This is a genomic window from Pseudomonas sp. YNh, assembly GCF_037993085.1.
GTDB lineage: Bacteria > Pseudomonadota > Gammaproteobacteria > Pseudomonadales > Pseudomonadaceae > Aquipseudomonas > Aquipseudomonas putida.
In genome coordinates, this window is sequence record NZ_JBBMRJ010000020.1 from 30993 (window position 1) to 47970 (window position 16978).

The 16978-nt window shown below is 60.9% G+C and carries 14 protein-coding genes; 2 read left to right on the top strand and 12 right to left on the bottom strand.

The features are described from left to right. Window positions 1–14 precede the first annotated feature (14 nt). The 3 genes from folP to rlmE all read right to left on the bottom strand — a co-directional run bounded on the left by folP (window position 15) and on the right by rlmE (window position 3608). Window positions 15–866, bottom strand: coding sequence for a dihydropteroate synthase (folP, locus tag WF331_RS19680; RefSeq protein WP_340623227.1), 852 nt, complete (start codon window positions 864–866; stop codon window positions 15–17). Window positions 867–874: 8 nt separating this feature from the next. Further along, window positions 875–2779 (bottom strand): ATP-dependent zinc metalloprotease FtsH, encoded by a 1905-nt coding sequence (gene ftsH, locus WF331_RS19685; RefSeq protein WP_041167879.1) that lies wholly within the window; start codon window positions 2777–2779, stop codon window positions 875–877. 202 nt (window positions 2780–2981) lie between these two features. Beyond that, complete coding sequence (gene rlmE / locus WF331_RS19690) at window positions 2982–3608, bottom strand: 23S rRNA (uridine(2552)-2'-O)-methyltransferase RlmE (RefSeq protein ID WP_041167880.1); 627 nt, start codon at window positions 3606–3608, stop codon at window positions 2982–2984. A 102-nt stretch (window positions 3609–3710) separates the two neighbouring features. Between rlmE and WF331_RS19695 the strand changes: the two genes are divergently transcribed. After that, a complete protein-coding gene (locus WF331_RS19695; RefSeq protein ID WP_016489174.1) occupies window positions 3711–4019 on the top strand; it encodes a YhbY family RNA-binding protein in 309 nt (102 codons plus the stop codon). 12 nt (window positions 4020–4031) lie between these two features. On the opposite strand, the gene WF331_RS19700 is transcribed toward WF331_RS19695, so the two are convergent. The 8 genes from WF331_RS19700 to grpE form a co-directional block, all read right to left on the bottom strand. Beyond that, window positions 4032–4481 carry a hypothetical protein gene (locus WF331_RS19700; RefSeq protein WP_016501644.1) on the bottom strand — a complete coding sequence of 150 codons (450 nt, stop codon included), beginning with the start codon at window positions 4479–4481 and terminating at the stop codon, window positions 4032–4034. Continuing rightward, window positions 4459–4941, bottom strand: coding sequence for a transcription elongation factor GreA (gene greA, locus WF331_RS19705; RefSeq protein WP_016501645.1), 483 nt, complete (start codon window positions 4939–4941; stop codon window positions 4459–4461). Before greA ends, WF331_RS19700 begins: the two co-directional genes overlap by 23 nt. Further along, window positions 4938–8159 carry a carbamoyl-phosphate synthase large subunit gene (gene carB, locus WF331_RS19710; protein ID WP_016501646.1) on the bottom strand — a complete coding sequence of 1074 codons (3222 nt, stop codon included), beginning with the start codon at window positions 8157–8159 and terminating at the stop codon, window positions 4938–4940. The genes greA and carB overlap by 4 nt, the downstream gene beginning before the upstream one ends. Before the next feature lie 105 nt (window positions 8160–8264). Beyond that, a complete protein-coding gene (gene carA / locus WF331_RS19715; RefSeq protein ID WP_016501647.1) occupies window positions 8265–9401 on the bottom strand; it encodes a glutamine-hydrolyzing carbamoyl-phosphate synthase small subunit in 1137 nt (378 codons plus the stop codon). A 309-nt stretch (window positions 9402–9710) separates the two neighbouring features. Beyond that, window positions 9711–10514 carry a 4-hydroxy-tetrahydrodipicolinate reductase gene (dapB, locus tag WF331_RS19720; RefSeq protein WP_016501648.1) on the bottom strand — a complete coding sequence of 268 codons (804 nt, stop codon included), beginning with the start codon at window positions 10512–10514 and terminating at the stop codon, window positions 9711–9713. Window positions 10515–10527: 13 nt separating this feature from the next. Then, window positions 10528–11652, bottom strand: coding sequence for a molecular chaperone DnaJ (dnaJ, locus tag WF331_RS19725; RefSeq protein WP_016501649.1), 1125 nt, complete (start codon window positions 11650–11652; stop codon window positions 10528–10530). Between the two features lie 196 nt (window positions 11653–11848). Next, on the bottom strand, window positions 11849–13774 hold the full coding sequence (gene dnaK / locus WF331_RS19730) for a molecular chaperone DnaK (protein WP_016501650.1): 1926 nt from the start codon (window positions 13772–13774) through the stop codon (window positions 11849–11851). Between the two features lie 101 nt (window positions 13775–13875). After that, window positions 13876–14433 carry a nucleotide exchange factor GrpE gene (grpE, locus tag WF331_RS19735; protein ID WP_016501651.1) on the bottom strand — a complete coding sequence of 186 codons (558 nt, stop codon included), beginning with the start codon at window positions 14431–14433 and terminating at the stop codon, window positions 13876–13878. Between the two features lie 193 nt (window positions 14434–14626). Here grpE and recN point away from each other — a divergent pair, with 193 nt between their 5' ends. After that, window positions 14627–16300 (top strand): DNA repair protein RecN, encoded by a 1674-nt coding sequence (recN, locus tag WF331_RS19740; RefSeq protein WP_016501652.1) that lies wholly within the window; start codon window positions 14627–14629, stop codon window positions 16298–16300. 195 nt (window positions 16301–16495) lie between these two features. On the opposite strand, the gene fur is transcribed toward recN, so the two are convergent. Beyond that, window positions 16496–16900, bottom strand: coding sequence for a ferric iron uptake transcriptional regulator (fur, locus tag WF331_RS19745; protein ID WP_003249922.1), 405 nt, complete (start codon window positions 16898–16900; stop codon window positions 16496–16498). Between the last annotated feature and the right edge of the window lie 78 nt (window positions 16901–16978).

Here is a 16978-nt window from a genome sequence, read left to right on the forward strand (position 1 = left end):
GGACTCCAATGTTCTTATTCGGCGTTTTGTACCGCAGCGATCATGCGCACCACATCGACAGTTTCGGCCACGTCATGGACACGAAGGATGCTCGCCCCCTTGGTCATGGCCAACGCCGCCAGCGCAAGGCTGCCGTACAACCGCTCGCCGACCGGACGATCCAGCGTCAGGCCGATCATGCTCTTTCGTGAAACGCCCACCAGCAGCGGGCGCCCAAGGCGATAGAGCGCTTCCATGTGCTTGAACAGGCTCAGGTTGTGCGCCAATGTCTTGGCGAAACCAAAGCCCGGATCAAGGATGATTCTGTTCGCATCGATGCCCACTGCAGCGCAGGCGGCCATCCGCTGTTCAAGATAACGCGTAACGTCGGCGGTCACATCATCGTAATGCGGGTCGTCCTGCATGTTACCCGGCTCGCCGCGCATGTGCATGAGACACACCGGGAGCCCGGTGTCGGCAGCGGCATCCAGGGCGCCATCACGCTCCAGGCCACGGACGTCATTGATCAGCCCGGCACCGAGGCGCGCCGATTCACGCATGACGGCAGGCGTCGAAGTATCGACCGAAATGACGACGTCCAGGCGGCTGTTGATAGCCTCGACCATCGGCGCCACACGCTCCAGCTCCTCGGTCACGGATACCGCACGCGCACCGGGGCGCGTGGACTCACCACCGATGTCGATCAGCGTGGCGCCGGCGGCAGCCATCGCTTCGGCATGGCGCAGGGCCGCGTCGCGCTGACTGAAGCGCCCACCATCGGAGAAGGAATCGGGGGTGATATTGAGAATACCCATGACATGGGTACGCGACAAATCAAGAACCCGGTTGCCGCAAGGCAACCGGGTCGGGTACTGCACTGAGCTCATAGACGCCCTTAGTGTTGAGCTGCCGGACCGCCAATTGGCGATTCAGGGCGATCATCCTGGGCAGCAGGGGTGCCCGAATGCTTGTCGTCGTCCCAGTCACGCGGTTCGCGTGGCGTACGGCCAGCCATGATGTCATCGATCTGATCGGCATCAATGGTCTCATACTTCATCAGCGCTTCGGTCATCGCTTCGAGCTTGTCGCGATTCTCGATCAACAGCTGCTTGGCAGTGGCGTAGCACTGATCGATGATGCTGCGTACTTCGGAGTCGATCAGCTTGGCAGTCTCGCCGGAAACACTGGCGTGCTGGCTGCCCGCGCTGCGGCCGAGGAACACTTCACCCTCTTCTTCTGCGTACATCAGCGGGCCGAGTTTTTCCGACAAGCCCCACTTGGTGACCATGTTGCGAGCGATCTGGCTGGCCCGCATGATGTCGTTGGAGGCACCCGTGGTGACGCCGTCGAAGCCCAGGGTCATCTCTTCGGCGATACGGCCGCCGTACAACGAGCAGATCTGGCTGATCAGTGCACGCTTGGACAGGCTGTAGCGGTCTTCTTCCGGCAGGAACATGGTCACGCCCAGGGCGCGACCGCGCGGAATGATCGAAACCTTGTAGACCGGGTCGTGCTCAGGCACCAGGCGACCAACGATGGCATGACCCGCCTCGTGGTAGGCAGTGTTGCGCTTTTCTTTCTCGGACATGACCATGGTCTTGCGCTCAGCGCCCATCATGATCTTGTCCTTGGCCAGCTCGAACTCTTTCATTTCGACCAGGCGCTTGTTGGAACGCGCGGCAAACAGCGAGGCCTCGTTGACCAGGTTGGCCAGGTCGGCACCGGAGAAGCCAGGGGTACCACGGGCAATGACCGCCGGGTTGACGTTTTCGCCAATCGGCACCTTGCGCATGTGCACCTTGAGGATCTGTTCGCGACCGCGGATGTCTGGCAGGCCTACCACTACCTGGCGGTCGAAACGGCCTGGACGCAGCAGCGCCGGGTCGAGTACGTCAGGGCGGTTGGTAGCGGCAATGACGATGATGCCATCGTTCATTTCGAAGCCGTCCATCTCTACCAGCAACTGGTTGAGGGTTTGCTCACGCTCGTCGTGACCGCCGCCCATGCCGGCGCCACGGTGGCGACCAACGGCGTCGATTTCGTCGATGAAGATGATGCACGGGGCGTGCTTCTTGGCCTGCTCGAACATGTCGCGCACACGGCTGGCACCGACACCGACGAACATTTCCACGAAGTCCGAACCGGAAATGGTGAAGAACGGTACTTTTGCTTCGCCCGCAATGGCCTTGGCCAGCAGGGTCTTACCGGTACCGGGCGGGCCAACCATCAGCACACCGCGCGGGATACGACCACCCAGGCGCTGGAACTTGCCCGGATCGCGCAGGAACTCGACCAGCTCGCCCACTTCTTCCTTGGCTTCGTCGCAACCTGCAACGTCAGCCAATGTGGTCTTGACCTGGTCTTCGGACAGCAGGCGCGCCTTGCTCTTGCCAAAGCTCATCGGCCCGCCCTTGCCACCCGCACCACCTTGCATCTGGCGCATGAAGAACATGAACACGGCGATGATGACCAGGATCGGGAAGCTGGCGACCAGCAACTGCGTCCAGATGCTCTGCTGCTCTGGCTGCTTGCCTTCGACAACCACGTGATTGTCGACCAGGTCACCGATCAGGCCATTGTCGGTAATGGCCGGGCGCACGGTCTTGAAATTGTCGCCGTCGGCGCGCTTGCCGGTAATGATGTAGCCGTCGACGGTCACACGCTCGACCTTGCCATCCTTGACCTGCTGGATGAAGTCGGAATAGTTGAGGGTCTGCGGCTCGTTAGGGCTGGAGAAGTTGTTCATCACTGTCACCAGGACAGCTGCGATGATCAACCACAGGATCAGATTCTTTGCCATGTCGTTCAATTCGCTACCCTCTGAGGCCGGCGCACGACGCAGCCGTGCCTCGCATGATATTCATCGCCCTAACTTACTACATTACCTACGCAGCCGCAGGCACCGTCTGTAACCCTTTGTGAAAGCTAGACTACACGAAGTTCGGACGATCCAGACGGGAGGGCCGATTGGAAATAACTATCGACCACCCGCAGCACGCTGTTCAAACGCCTTTGAAACCCTTGCCCAACAGGTACTGCTCACGGGAACGGTCCCGCGAAGAAGACGGCTTGCGCATTTGCACCTTGTCGAACTTGGTGCGCACATCCTTCAGGTACATATCAAAGCCTTCGCCCTGGAAAATCTTGATCAGGAAATCTCCGCCGGGCTTCAGCACGCGGGTTGCCAGATCCAGAGCCAGCTCGCAGAGGAACATGGCGCGCGGCATGTCCACTTCGGGCGTACCACTCATATTGGGGGCCATGTCCGAAATCACAAGGTCTACGTGCGAATCACCGACCGCCGCGAGGATCTGCTGCAGCACTGCATCCTCGGTGAAGTCACCCTGGATGAAGGTCACGTCAGGGATCGAGTCCATTTCCAGGATATCGGAAGCGATCAACCGGCCCTGACCACCAATCAGACGACTGGTCACCTGCGACCAGCCGCCAGGGGCCGCGCCGAGGTCGATTACACTCATGCCAGGTCGGATCAGGCGGTCCTTTTCCTGGATCTCCAGCAGTTTGTAGCTCGCACGCGAGCGGTAGCCATCCTTCTGCGCCTGTTTCACAAAAGGGTCGTTAAAATGCTCTCGCAGCCAGTTTGCGCTGCTTTTGGAACGTTGTACCACGGGGCACCTCGATGATATGCGTCGTGATTGACTGGGCGGAGCCGGTGGCCCTCGGGTAAAATGCCGGTCAATTTTACAGAATCAGACGGAAAGGGTCAGATTATGCCGCTCAATAACGAGCAGAAGAAGCAGTACAAGTCCATTGGTCATGACCTGAAGCCGGTTTTGATCGTTGCTGGCAACGGTTTGAATGAAGGCGTAGTTGCCGAACTGGAACGCGCCCTGGTCGACCATGAGCTGATCAAGGTCGAGATTCGCTCGGAAGACCGCGAAGAACGTGCCGCAACCATTGCAGAACTGTGCAAGGCCGGCCGTGCCGAGCTGGTGCAGACCATCGGCAAGAAAGCGCTGATCTACCGTAAGAACCCACAGCCCAACAAGCAGCTGTCCAATATCCACCGCTACAAGTAACGGTGGCTCCGATCAGTGGCGCGGTTTGCGCGCCCTGACCGGTACCGGCTGGGCCACCAGCACGATGCCGGAAAAACCCAGCACCAGGAAACAGAACATCTGCCAGCGCTCGCCGACCGAAATGCCGTAGCGCAAGGTGTAGTACCCCACGCAGGCTGAAAACCCCAGCAACAGCATCTGGCCGCGAAATTGCCGCCACCAGGCCGCCAGGCCGTCCACCCTCGCCAGTACCGCCAGCTGAGTCAACAGCCCAAGCAGCGCCACGCCAATCAACCAGCGGTCGATCTGCCCGGCAATGTCTTGCACCAGCAAGGGTGCCAGACCACTGACCTTGAGCGCAGGCACCAGCCCCACATGGAACACCCACAGGCCACCAACCCAGAAAACCTGGGCCAGTTGCCAGAGGATCCCCTCAAGGGATGGCGCCCGCAGGCGCCGGTCAGATGTGCTGGACTTCGACAATCTCGTACTCGACCGTGCCGCTTGGCGTCTTGATGACGACGATGTCGCCTTCTTCCTTGCCGATGATGGCACGGGCAATCGGCGCGCTTGCCGAAAGCTTGCCGAGCTTGATGTTGGCTTCATCCTCGCCAACGATCTGGTATTTAACCCGCTCGTCGGTTTCGGTGTTGGCCAGCTCAACGGTGGTGCCGAAAATGACCTTGCCGGTATGGGCAATGGTGGTCACGTCGATCACGACCGAGTTCTGCAGACGGCCTTCGATATCGCGGATACGCGCCTCGACCATGCCCTGCTCTTCGCGGGCGGCATGGTATTCGGCGTTTTCCTTGAGGTCGCCCAGTTCGCGCGCTTCACCGATCGCCTGGCTCAGGCGCGGGCGCTCGGTCTTGCTCAGGAACAGGTGCTCCTCTTCCAGGGCGCGAGCGCCCTGGACGGTCATCGGGTACTTGGTAATGCTCATGCTTTCAGTCCTGCATGCAGATCTTGCAGGCGACGAACGGTCTTTTCAGGACCAAATTTCAGCGCCTCGCAGATGGCTTCACCGGCCGCAATGGTGGTGGTGCAGTAAATCTTGTGCTGCAGCGCATTGCGACGAATCGAGTAAGAATCGGCAATCGACTGACGGCCCTCGGTGGTGTTGATGATCAGCGAGACTTCGTCGTTCTTGATCATGTCGACCACGTGCGGGCGACCTTCGGTCACCTTGTTCACACGGCGCACTTTCAGGCCAGCCGCCTCGATAACCTTGGCGGTGCCAGCAGTTGCAACCACTTCGAAGCCCAGGGCGATCAGGTCGCGGGCAACGCCAGCCACTTGTGGCTTGTCGTCGTCACGCACGCTGATGAACGCGGTACCACCGGTCGGCAGCACTTCGCTGGCACCCATCTGGGCTTTGGCGAACGCTTCACCGAAGGTGTCACCGACACCCATGACTTCACCGGTCGATTTCATCTCAGGGCCGAGGATCGGGTCAACCCCCGGGAACTTGGCGAACGGGAAGACGGCTTCCTTGACGCTGTAGAAGTTCGGGATGATTTCCTGGGTGAAGCCCAGCTCTTTCAGGGTTTTACCGGCCATTACGCGGGCTGCGATCATGGCCAGGGAAGTGCCGATGCACTTGGACACGAACGGCACGGTACGCGAGGCGCGCGGGTTGACTTCGATCACGTAGATCTTGTCGCCTTGCAGGGCCAGCTGCACGTTCATCAGGCCGACAACGCCCAGCTCCAGGGCCATTTTGGTGACCTGTACGCGGACTTCGTCCTGCACTTCCTTGCTCAGCGAGTAAGGTGGCAGCGAGCACGCCGAGTCGCCGGAGTGAACGCCGGCCTGTTCGATGTGCTGCATGATGGCGCCGATCACAACGTCAGTGCCATCGCACACCGCATCCACGTCCATCTCGATGGCGCAGTTGAGGAAGTGGTCGAGCAGTACCGGGCTGTCGTTCGACACTTGTACCGCTTCACGCAGGTAGCGTTTGAGCTCGTCCAGTTCGTAGACGATTTCCATGGCGCGGCCGCCCAGTACGTACGACGGGCGCACCACCAGCGGGTAGCCGATGCCGCCAGCAGCACGGATGGCTTCTTCTTCGCTGCGTACGGTGGCGTTTGGCGGCTGCAGCAGGTTCAGGCGCTGAACCATCTGCTGGAAGCGCTCACGGTCTTCGGCGCGGTCGATGGCATCCGGGCTGGTACCGATGATCGGTACGCCGGCTTCTTCCAGGGCACGTGCCAGTTTCAGCGGGGTCTGGCCGCCGTAATGGACGATCACGCCTTTCGGCTTCTCGACACGGCACACTTCCAGCACGTCTTCCAGGGTCAGCGGCTCGAAGTACAGGCGGTCGGAGGTGTCGTAGTCGGTGGAGACGGTTTCCGGGTTGCAGTTGACCATGATGGTCTCGTAACCGTCTTCACGCAGCGCCAGGGCGGCGTGTACGCAGCAGTAGTCGAACTCGATACCTTGGCCGATACGGTTCGGGCCGCCACCCAGGATCATGATCTTGTCGCGTGTCGACGGGTTCGCCTCGCACTCTTCCTCGTAGGTGGAGTACAGGTAGGCGGTGTCGGTGGCGAACTCGGCGGCGCAGGTGTCGACGCGCTTGTACACCGGGAACACTTCCAGCTTGTGGCGGTGACGGCGCAGGTTCTTGTCGGTGATACCCAGCAGCACGGCCAGGCGCTGGTCCGAGAAACCTTTGCGCTTGAGGCGCAGCATCAGGCTCTTGTCGATGGACGACAGGGCCAGGGTCTTGACCTTCTCTTCTTCCTTGATCAGATCTTCCATCTGCACCAGGAACCACATGTCGATGCCGGTCAGTGCGAAGATTTCTTCACAGGTCATGCCCGAACGCATGGCGTCAGCGACGTACCAGATACGCTCGGCGCCCGGTACGGTCAGCTCGCGCTTGAGGATGCCGGCAGCTTCAGGGCTGGCCAGGTCCACTTTCGGGTCCAGACCGCAGGCACCGACTTCCAGGCCGCGCAGGGCTTTCTGCAGGGATTCCTGGAAGGTACGGCCGATGGCCATGACTTCACCCACGGATTTCATCTGGGTGGTCAGGCGGGCGTCGGCTTTCGGGAATTTCTCGAAGGCGAAGCGCGGCAGCTTGGTGACGACGTAGTCGATCGACGGCTCGAAGGAAGCCGGGGTGCGGCCGCCGGTGATGTCGTTCTGCAGTTCGTCGAGGGTGTAGCCAATGGCCAGCTTGGCGGCGATCTTGGCAATCGGGAAGCCGGTGGCCTTGGAAGCCAGGGCGGACGAACGCGATACGCGCGGGTTCATCTCGATGACGACCATACGGCCGGTGTCCGGGCAGATACCGAACTGCACGTTGGAACCGCCGGTTTCAACACCGATTTCACGCAGCACCGCCAGCGAGGCGTTGCGCATGATCTGGTATTCCTTGTCGGTCAGGGTCTGCGCGGGAGCAACGGTGATCGAGTCACCGGTGTGCACGCCCATCGGGTCGAAGTTTTCGATCGAGCAGACGATGATGCAGTTGTCCTTTTTGTCGCGGACCACTTCCATCTCGTACTCTTTCCAGCCGATCAGCGATTCGTCGATCAGCAGCTCTTTGGTCGGCGACAGGTCCAGACCACGGGTGCAGATTTCTTCGAATTCTTCACGGTTGTAAGCGATACCACCGCCGGTGCCACCCATGGTGAACGACGGGCGAATGATGCACGGGAAGCCGAGCTTTTCGAGGACCGCATTGGCCTCTTCCATGCTGTGGGCGATACCCGAGCGCGGGCATTCCAGACCGATGTCTTTCATGGCCTTGTCGAAGCGCGAGCGGTCTTCAGCCTTGTCGATGGTATCGGCGTTGGCACCGATCATCTCTACGCCAAACTTCTCCAGAACGCCGTGGCGCTCCAGGTCCAGGGCGCAGTTCAGGGCGGTCTGGCCACCCATGGTCGGCAAAACGGCGTCCGGGCGCTCTTTCTCGATGATCTTGGCCACCGACTGCCACTTGATCGGCTCGATGTAGGTGGCGTCGGCCATGGCCGGGTCGGTCATGATGGTGGCTGGGTTGGAGTTCACCAGGATGACGCGGAAACCTTCCTCGCGCAGGGCCTTGCAGGCCTGGGCGCCGGAGTAGTCGAATTCACAGGCCTGGCCGATCACGATCGGGCCGGCACCGAGAATCAGGATGCTTTTGATGTCTGTACGTTTTGGCATGGTGGTCACTCAAATCCGGGGTCAGTCGGCAAGCCGCTTAGAACAATCTGGGTCAGGCGCTTCCGGGCGCGGCGCGAGCCGGCCCGGGGCCTTGAAGCAGGATGCTCAGCGGCGCTTGGCCATGGCATCGGTGAAACGATCGAACAGTGGCGCGACGTCGGTCGGGCCAGGGCTCGCTTCAGGGTGGCCCTGGAAGCTGAACGCGCTCTTGTCGGTGCGCTCGATACCCTGCAGGGTGCCGTCGAACAGCGACTTGTGGATGGCGCGAACGTTGCCCGGCAGGGTAGCTTCGTCAACAGCAAAACCGTGGTTCTGGCTGGTGATCATGACCACACCGCTGTCCAGGTCCTGGACCGGGTGGTTGGCACCGTGGTGACCGTGACCCATTTTCACGGTCTTGGCGCCGGAGGCCAGGGCCAGCAGCTGGTGGCCGAGGCAGATGCCGAATACCGGAATCTCGGTTTCGAGGATTTCCTTGATCGCCTGGATGGCGTAGTCGCACGGCTCAGGGTCACCAGGGCCGTTGGACAGGAACACGCCGTCCGGGTTGAGGGCCAGCACTTCGCTGGCCGGGGTCTGGGCCGGCACCACAGTCACGCGGCAGCCACGGGCAACCAGCATGCGCAGGATGTTCAGCTTGACGCCGTAGTCGAAGGCAACCACGTGGTAAGGCAGGTCGGCAGCTTCGATGGTCGGGTGGCTGTCGGTTTTCAGCTCCCACACGCTGGAGCGCCACTCGTAGCGCTCTTTGGTGGAAACGACCTTGGCCAGGTCCATGCCCTTCAGGCCCGGGAAACCACGGGCAGCGGCGATGGCGGCTTCTTCGCTGATGTTGTCACCGGCGAGGATGCAACCGTTCTGGGCGCCCTTTTCACGCAGGATACGGGTCAGGCGACGGGTGTCGATGCCAGCGATGGCAACGACGTTGTTGGCCTTGAGGTATTCAGGCAGCGACTGGGTGTTACGCCAGTTGCTGGCCAGCAGCGGCAGGTCACGGATGACCAGGCCAGCGGACCAGACGCGGTTCGACTCGGCATCTTCCGGCGTAGTACCGGTGTTACCGATGTGCGGGTAGGTCAGGGTAACGATTTGCTGCGCATAGGAAGGGTCTGTAAGGATTTCCTGGTAGCCGGTCATAGCGGTGTTGAATACCACCTCACCAACGGTCTGACCGTCGGCACCAATGGCTTCACCGCGAAAAATACTGCCGTCGGCAAGGGCGAGTATGGCTGGCTTTGTCAAGAAGACCTCCCGTAAATCAAGCATGAAAGGGCGATCGCAGGTTGCAAAAAAGCGGAGTGACGTATGGACACGTCACCCCGCTTTCATGTGCTGAATTCAATTCGCTGCGCGCTTTTAGTGGACACACTAAAGCTGTAGCTTACAGAAAAGTGCGTTTTCGGTCTACCGCATATGTGTCTCTAAAACACATGAATGCGACAGACTGACATCGGCGGTGGCTTCTTCGCGGGCTTGCCCGCTCCCACAAGACCGGCGCAATACCTGTGGGAGCGGGCAAGCCCGCGAAGAAGCCCACACCACTCGAACGGCTTAGCGCAGCTCGAGCACATCCTGCATGTCGTACAGGCCAGGCTCGCGCCCATCCAGCCACAGTGCCGCACGCACGGCGCCCTTGGCGAAGGTCATGCGGCTGGAGGCCTTGTGAGTGATTTCCAGACGCTCGCCTTCGGCAGCGAACAATACAGTGTGATCACCCACCACATCACCGGCACGCACAGTCGCGAAACCAATGGTCTTGCGATCACGCGCACCGGTCTGCCCTTCGCGGCCATACACGGCCACTTCCTGCAGGTCCCGGCCCAGCGCATTGGCAACCACTTCACCCATGCGCAGCGCAGTGCCCGACGGCGCATCGACCTTGTGCCGGTGGTGCGCCTCGATGATCTCGATATCAACATCATCACCCAGCACCCGCGCCGCCATATCCAGCAGCTTGAGGCTGAGGTTGACGCCGACACTGAAGTTGGCGGCAAACACGATTGGAATGTCCTTGCCTGCCTCGGCCAGCAGTTGCTTCTCTTCAACAGAGAAGCCCGTAGTACCGATGATCATCGCCTTGCCGTGCTTGCGGCAGAACGCCAGGTTCTTGAGGGTGACCGAAGGGTGCGTGAAATCGATCAGCACGTCGAACTCGTCGGCAACCTTGGCCAGGTCATCGGACAGCAGCACACCGATCCGGCCGAGGGCCGCCAATTCACCGGCGTCCGCCCCGACCAGCGAGCTGTCAGGGCGATCGATCGCTGCCGTCAGGCCGGCACCCGGGGTTTGCTGCACAGCCTCGATCAGGGTCTTGCCCATCCGCCCTGCCGCGCCCATCACTGCAATACGTCGCATAGCCTTTTCCTTGTCAGAGATCGCCGAAGAAGCGCTTCACGCCATCGAACCAGCCACTGGCCTTGGGCGAGTGGGAACTGTCGCCTTCCAGCGAGTCACGCAGCTCTTCGAGCAGCTCGCGCTGACGGCGGCTGAGGTTGACCGGGGTTTCCACCGCCACACGGCACAGCAGGTCACCCGCACCACCACCGCGCACCGGCGCCACACCCTTGCCACGCAGGCGGAACTGCTTGCCAGTCTGGGTGCCTTCCGGAATTTTCAGCTTCACGCGACCATCAAGGGTCGGCACTTCCAGCTCACCACCCAAGGCGGCATCGGTGTAGCTGATGGGCACTTCGCAGTACAGGTGCTTGCCGTCGCGCTGGAAGATCTCGTGCTCACGTACACTGATCACCACGTACAGGTCGCCAGTCGGGCCACCATGGGTACCGGCCTCGCCCTCGCCCGAGAGGCGGATGCGGTCGCCGGTATCGACACCTGCCGGCACCTTGACCGACAACGTCTTGTATTCTTCGACACGCCCTTCGCCGTGGCACGAGGTGCACGGGTCGGTAATGATCTTGCCCTGGCCATGGCAGCGCGGGCAGGTTTGCTGCACCGAGAAGAAGCCTTGCTGCATGCGCACCTGACCGATGCCGCCGCACGTCGGGCAGGTCGACGGGGTCGAACCCTTCTTGGCACCGGAACCGTCGCAAGGCTGGCAATTGACCAGGGTAGGAACGCGGATGCTGACCGTGGTGCCACGCACCGCTTCTTCCAGGTTCAGCTCCAGGGTGTAGCGCAGGTCGCTGCCGCGCTGGGCACCGCCACGTCCGCCACCACGGCCGCCGCCAAAGAAGTCGCTGAATACATCACCGAAGATGTCGGAGAAGTTGGCGCCACCGAAGCCGGCACCGCCGCCGCCCATGCTTGGGTCGACACCGGCATGGCCATACTGGTCGAACGCCGCGCGCTTGCTGGCATCAGACAGTACTTCGTAGGCCTCGTTGGCCTCCTTGAACATGTCTTCCGACTCTTTGTCACCCGGGTTGCGGTCCGGGTGGTACTTCATCGCCAAACGGCGGTAAGCCTTTTTGAGGTCAGCTTCACTGGCGCCGCGCTCGACACCCAGAACCTCATAGTAATCACGCTTGGACATAGGTCATTTGCACCTTGTTGGGCGTCTGGCATCTGCGCCGCGCCGTCAGCACCTGCCTGCGCCACCAAGGGCCGCTGACAGATGCTGTAAAAATTCTCGAATTCCAGATACGCCAACGCGGGAGCAAGCCCCCGCGCGGCGACATCCTACCAGCTCACCGCCAAACGGCGGTGAGCTGGCCGACAACATGCAACGATTACTTCTTGTCGTCGCCTTTTACTTCTTCGAACTCGGCGTCAACCACGTCATCGTGCTTGGCTTCCGGCTCGGCCTGCTGCGCGCCACCCTGAGGCTGTTCGGCCGACTGCTCGGCGTACATTTTCTGGGCAACCGGGGCAGAGACCTTGGACAGCTCTTCGACCTTGGCATCGATGGCAGCCTTGTCGTCGCCTTTGACGGCGGCTTCCAGGGCAACCACGGCCGCTTCGATGGCAGTCTTCTCTTCAGCGGTGACCTTGTCACCCGCGTCAGCGACCATCTTGCGGGTCGAGTGAACCAGCGCATCACCCTGGTTACGGGCAGCGGCCAGCTCTTCGAACTTGCGGTCTTCCTCGGCGTTGGCCTCGGCGTCACGCACCATGCGCTCGATCTCTTCGTCCGACAGGCCGGAGTTGGCCTTGATCACGATCGACTGCGACTTGCCGGTCGCCTTGTCTTTGGCGCTGACGTGCAGGATACCGTTGGCATCGATGTCGAAGGTAACTTCGATCTGAGGCACGCCACGTGGAGCTGGCGGAATGTCAGCCAGGTCGAACTTGCCCAGCGATTTGTTCTGCGCGGCCTGCTTACGCTCACCTTGCAGCACGTGAATGGTCACGGCGCCCTGGTTGTCATCGGCAGTCGAGAACACCTGCGACTTCTTGGTCGGAATGGTGGTGTTCTTCTCGATCAGCGCAGTCATCACGCCGCCCATGGTTTCGATACCCAGGGTCAGCGGGCTGACGTCCAGCAGCAGCACGTCTTTCACATCGCCGGCCAGAACAGCAGCCTGGATGGCGGCGCCCATGGCGACGGCTTCGTCCGGGTTGACGTCCTTGCGCGCTTCTTTACCGAAGAAATCGGCAACGGTTTTCTGCACCAGCGGCATACGGGTCTGGCCACCGACCAGGATCACGTCGTCGATCTTGCTGGCGTCGATGCCAGCATCTTTCAGGGCGATACGGCAAGGCTCGATGGTGCGCTGCACCAGCTCTTCAACCAGCGACTCCAGCTTGGCGCGGGAGATCTTCACGTTCAGGTGCTTAGGACCGGTGGCATCTGCAGTGATGTACGGCAGGTTGACGTCGGTCGACTGAGCAGACGACAGCTCGATCTTGGCCTTCTCGGCCGCTTCCTTCAGGCGCTGCATGGCCAGAGGGTCGCCCTTCAGGTTCATGCCGGACTCTTTCTTGAACTCTTCGACCAGGTAGTCGATCAGCAGCATGTCGAAGTCTTCGCCACCCAGGAAGGTGTCGCCGTTGGTAGCCAGTACTTCGAACTGGTGCTCACCGTCGACTTCGGCGATTTCGATGACCGAAACGTCGAAGGTACCGCCACCCAGGTCATAAACGATGACAGTGTGGTCGCCCTTGGCCTTGTCCATGCCGTAGGCCAGCGCAGCAGCGGTCGGCTCGTTGATGATGCGCTTCACGTCCAGACCGGCGATGCGGCCGGCGTCTTTGGTCGCCTGACGCTGGCTGTCGTTGAAGTAGGCCGGAACGGTGATGACCGCTTCGGTAACTGGCTCGCCGAGGTAGTCTTCGGCGGTTTTCTTCATCTTTTTCAGCACTTCGGCGCTGATTTGCGGCGGTGCCATTTTCTGGCCGTTCACTTCAACCCAGGCGTCACCGTTGTCAGCCTTGGCGATCTTGTACGGAACCAGTTGGATGTCTTTCTGCACGACCTGCTCTTCAAAGCGGCGGCCGATCAGGCGCTTTACCGCGAACAGGGTGTTGTGCGGGTTGGTAACAGCCTGACGCTTGGCCGACTGACCTACCAGGATTTCGCCATCGTTGGCGTAGGCCACGATCGAAGGGGTGGTACGCGCACCTTCGGCGTTTTCGATGACTTTGACGTTACCGTTTTCCAGGATGGAGACACACGAGTTGGTGGTCCCCAGGTCGATACCGATGATTTTGCCCATGTTAACTCTCCCGAAACTTGAATTTGGTAGCAGCGACTACTTTGGCCAACTGCGGTAATACTTGAAGGCTTGACACCTAGATGGGGTTGCCCCGACGGATTTCAAGCCTTTTCATTGATCGAGGGTTGCGCAGCGCTCGGCGCCTTGCTGACCACCACCATGGCGGGGCGCAGCAGACGGCCGTTCAGCAGGTAACCCTTCTGGAACACGTTCAGCACGCTGTTCGGCTCGACTTCGGCGCTTTCCTGCATGGCCATCGCCTGGTGATGCTCAGGGTTGAACGGTTCACCGTGCGGATCGACGACTTCGAGGTTGTAGCGCTTCAGGGTGTCCTGGAACATCTTGAGGGTCAGTTTGACGCCTTCGCGGATAGCCTTGACCTGCTCATCTTCGTCACTGGAGTGCGCCAGGGCCAATTCCAGGCTGTCGATCACCGGCAGCAAGTCGTTGGAGAACTTCTCCAGGGCGAACTTGTGGGCTTTCTCGACATCCTGCTCGGCACGACGTCGCACGTTCTGCACGTCGGCAACGGCGCGCAGCGCCTGGTCCTTGGCTGCGGCCAGCTGTTCCTCGAGCTCCAGAACACGGGTGTCAGCTGCAGTGCCTGCACCGGTTTCTTCCACGTTAAGGTCTTTCTCGTTCAGCTGTTCATCAGCCATGGGGTCTCTCCTGCGCAATTTTGTGGACTGCGAGCCAGGCTCGCCTGTGATGTCGGCTATATGGGGCCGGAAAAACCAGCTTCAAGGGGCAAGGTGGTTTTCCCGGTTGCAACAGAATCTGCCAAGGGGCATTGGCAGGCCTGAAAAAAGTACTGTATAAATAACCAGACCTGACTTTCGGGAGCCGCCCCTCATGCTGGTGCACCTGTCCATTCACAACTACGCCATCGTCGAGCACCTCGACCTCGAAATTGCCCGCGGCATGTCCGTCATCACGGGCGAGACCGGTGCCGGTAAATCGATCATGCTCGACGCCCTCGGCCTGGCCCTGGGCGATCGGGCCGACAGTGGCGTGGTGCGCCCTGGCACCGACAAGGCAGACATCCTCGCCACTTTCGACCTGGTAGACATCCCCGAGGCCCACGCCTGGCTGGCCGAACGCGACCTGGACAACGACGGGCTGTGCATACTGCGCCGGGTCATCACCGCCGAAGGCCGTAGCCGCGGCTACATCAACGGCACGCCGTGCCCGCTGGGCGACCTCAAGGCGCTGGGCGAGCTGCTGATCGATATCCACAGCCAGCACGAGCACCAGTCGCTGCTGAAAACCGACACCCACCGCCGCCTGCTCGACGAGTACGCCGGCGCCGTCGACCTGGCCCGCCAGGTGCATCTGGCGGCCAAGCGCTGGAACCAGACCCGCCTGGAGCTGGAGCGGCTGTCCAATTCAGGTGATGAGCAGCGCGCCCGCCATCAGCTGCTCAGCTACCAGCTGGAAGAGCTGGACAACCTGGGCCTGGGCGAGCACGAACTGGAGCAACTGGAGCAGGAGCACAAGAACCTGACCAGCGCCGAAGCGCTGTTCGGCATTTGTCGCCAGGTGATCGACCAGTGCAGTGAAAGCGACTCGGGCAACGTGCTCAGCGCCCTCACCTCCAGCCTCAACCGGCTGGGCGCTGCCACCCACTCACCCAAGGCCTTGGGCGAGGCCGCCAACCTGATCGCCAGCGCTCAGATCCAGGTAGAAGAAGCCGTAGGCGAGCTCAACCGCTTCCTCGACAACTTCGACGCCGACCCGATGCGCCTGCAGGCTTTGGAAGAACGCCTCGACACCATCTATACACTGGCGCGCAAACACCGCGTGCACCCCACTGAACTGCCGCACCTGCAGCAACAACTGATGGAAGAAATCGAAGGCCTGAACGCCAGCGACGAGTCGATCGAGCGGCTGGGCGAAGAACTGGCTGCTTTCGCACAGCATTATAAAGAGCGGGCCCGTGAACTCAGCGCCCTGCGCCAGCAAGCCGCCCAGCAACTGGCGGGCGCCGTCGAGCAGGAAATCCAGCGCCTGGGCATGCCCGGCGGGCGTTTCCGCATCGAGCTGACGCCCACCGAGGGCGCGGACCTGTCACCGCATGGCCTGGAGCAGATCGAACTGCTGGTCAGCGCCAACCCCGGCCAGCCGCTCAAGGGCCTGGCAAAGGTGGCTTCGGGTGGCGAACTGTCGCGTATCAGCCTGGCGATCCAGGTGATTACCGCACAGACATCGCGCATTCCTACCCTGGTGTTCGACGAAGTCGATGTGGGTATCGGCGGCCCTACTGCCGAAATCGTCGGCCAGTTGTTGCGCCGCCTGGGCGAGCGCGGCCAGGTGCTGACCGTGACTCACCTGCCACAGGTTGCGGCGCAAGGGCATCACCACCTGTTTGTACACAAGGTGCGCAACAGCGACACCACCCACACCGCCGTGGCCAGCCTGGGCAAGCGTGAGCGGGTAGAAGAAGTGGCGCGGATGCTGGGCGGCATTGACCTGACCAAGGAATCCCTGGCGCATGCGCGCAAGATGGTGGTTTCTGGCAAGGCCTGATGCTACCGGTACTGGCCCTATCGCCGGCAAGCCAGCTCCCACAAGGTGATCACAGGCCCTGAAATATGTGGTGTACCTGTGGGAGCTGGCTTGCCGGCGATAGGGCCAGTGCAGACAACCCAATTAATCTGCCGAAGCAGAAAGCACAAAGGCGACCCGAAGGTCGCCTTTGTCATTCATAACGATAAAAAATCGTTACTTCTTCTTACGCACATACAGGACCAGATTGTGGTCTACCAGCTCGAAGCCATGCTCGGCTACGATTTCGCGCTGGCGCTTCTCGATTTCGGCATCCATGAATTCGATGACTTCACTGGTATCCACGTTCACCATATGGTCGTGGTGACCGCCATCGGCCAGCTCGAACACTGCGTGGCCGCCGTCGAAGTTGTGGCGAACCACCAGACCCGCTGCTTCGAACTGGGTCAGTACGCGATAGACGGTGGCCAGGCCTACGTCCTCGCCTGCTTCCATCAGTGCCTTGTAAACATCCTCGGCACTCATGTGACGCTGCTCGGTGGAATCGAGCATCTGAAGGATCTTGACTCGAGGCAGGGTCACCTTGAGACCGGCTTTGCGTAATTCGCTATTTTCAACCATGGTCAGCTTTCTCGCCGATGCTGCTTCGCAGCTTCTCTTAATACGGGTATGATCGGGGTTTACGTTGTCCAGCCAAGA

Excerpts from the sequence above, each read along its gene's own strand:
- recN (WP_016501652.1), top strand. The coding sequence starts at position 14,627 with ATGCTGGTGCACCTGTCCATTCACAACTACGCCATCGTCGAGCACCTC.
- dapB (WP_016501648.1), bottom strand. The coding sequence starts at position 10,514 with ATGCGACGTATTGCAGTGATGGGCGCGGCAGGGCGGATGGGCAAGACC.
- WF331_RS19695 (WP_016489174.1), top strand. The coding sequence starts at position 3,711 with ATGCCGCTCAATAACGAGCAGAAGAAGCAGTACAAGTCCATTGGTCAT.
- grpE (WP_016501651.1), bottom strand. The coding sequence starts at position 14,433 with ATGGCTGATGAACAGCTGAACGAGAAAGACCTTAACGTGGAAGAAACC.
- carB (WP_016501646.1), bottom strand. The coding sequence starts at position 8,159 with ATGCCAAAACGTACAGACATCAAAAGCATCCTGATTCTCGGTGCCGGC.
- fur (WP_003249922.1), bottom strand. The coding sequence starts at position 16,900 with ATGGTTGAAAATAGCGAATTACGCAAAGCCGGTCTCAAGGTGACCCTG.
- dnaK (WP_016501650.1), bottom strand. The coding sequence starts at position 13,774 with ATGGGCAAAATCATCGGTATCGACCTGGGGACCACCAACTCGTGTGTC.
- ftsH (WP_041167879.1), bottom strand. The coding sequence starts at position 2,779 with ATGGCAAAGAATCTGATCCTGTGGTTGATCATCGCAGCTGTCCTGGTG.
- dnaJ (WP_016501649.1), bottom strand. The coding sequence starts at position 11,652 with ATGTCCAAGCGTGATTACTATGAGGTTCTGGGTGTCGAGCGCGGCGCC.
- greA (WP_016501645.1), bottom strand. The coding sequence starts at position 4,941 with ATGAGCATTACCAAGTACCCGATGACCGTCCAGGGCGCTCGCGCCCTG.
- folP (WP_340623227.1), bottom strand. The coding sequence starts at position 866 with ATGAGCTCAGTGCAGTACCCGACCCGGTTGCCTTGCGGCAACCGGGTT.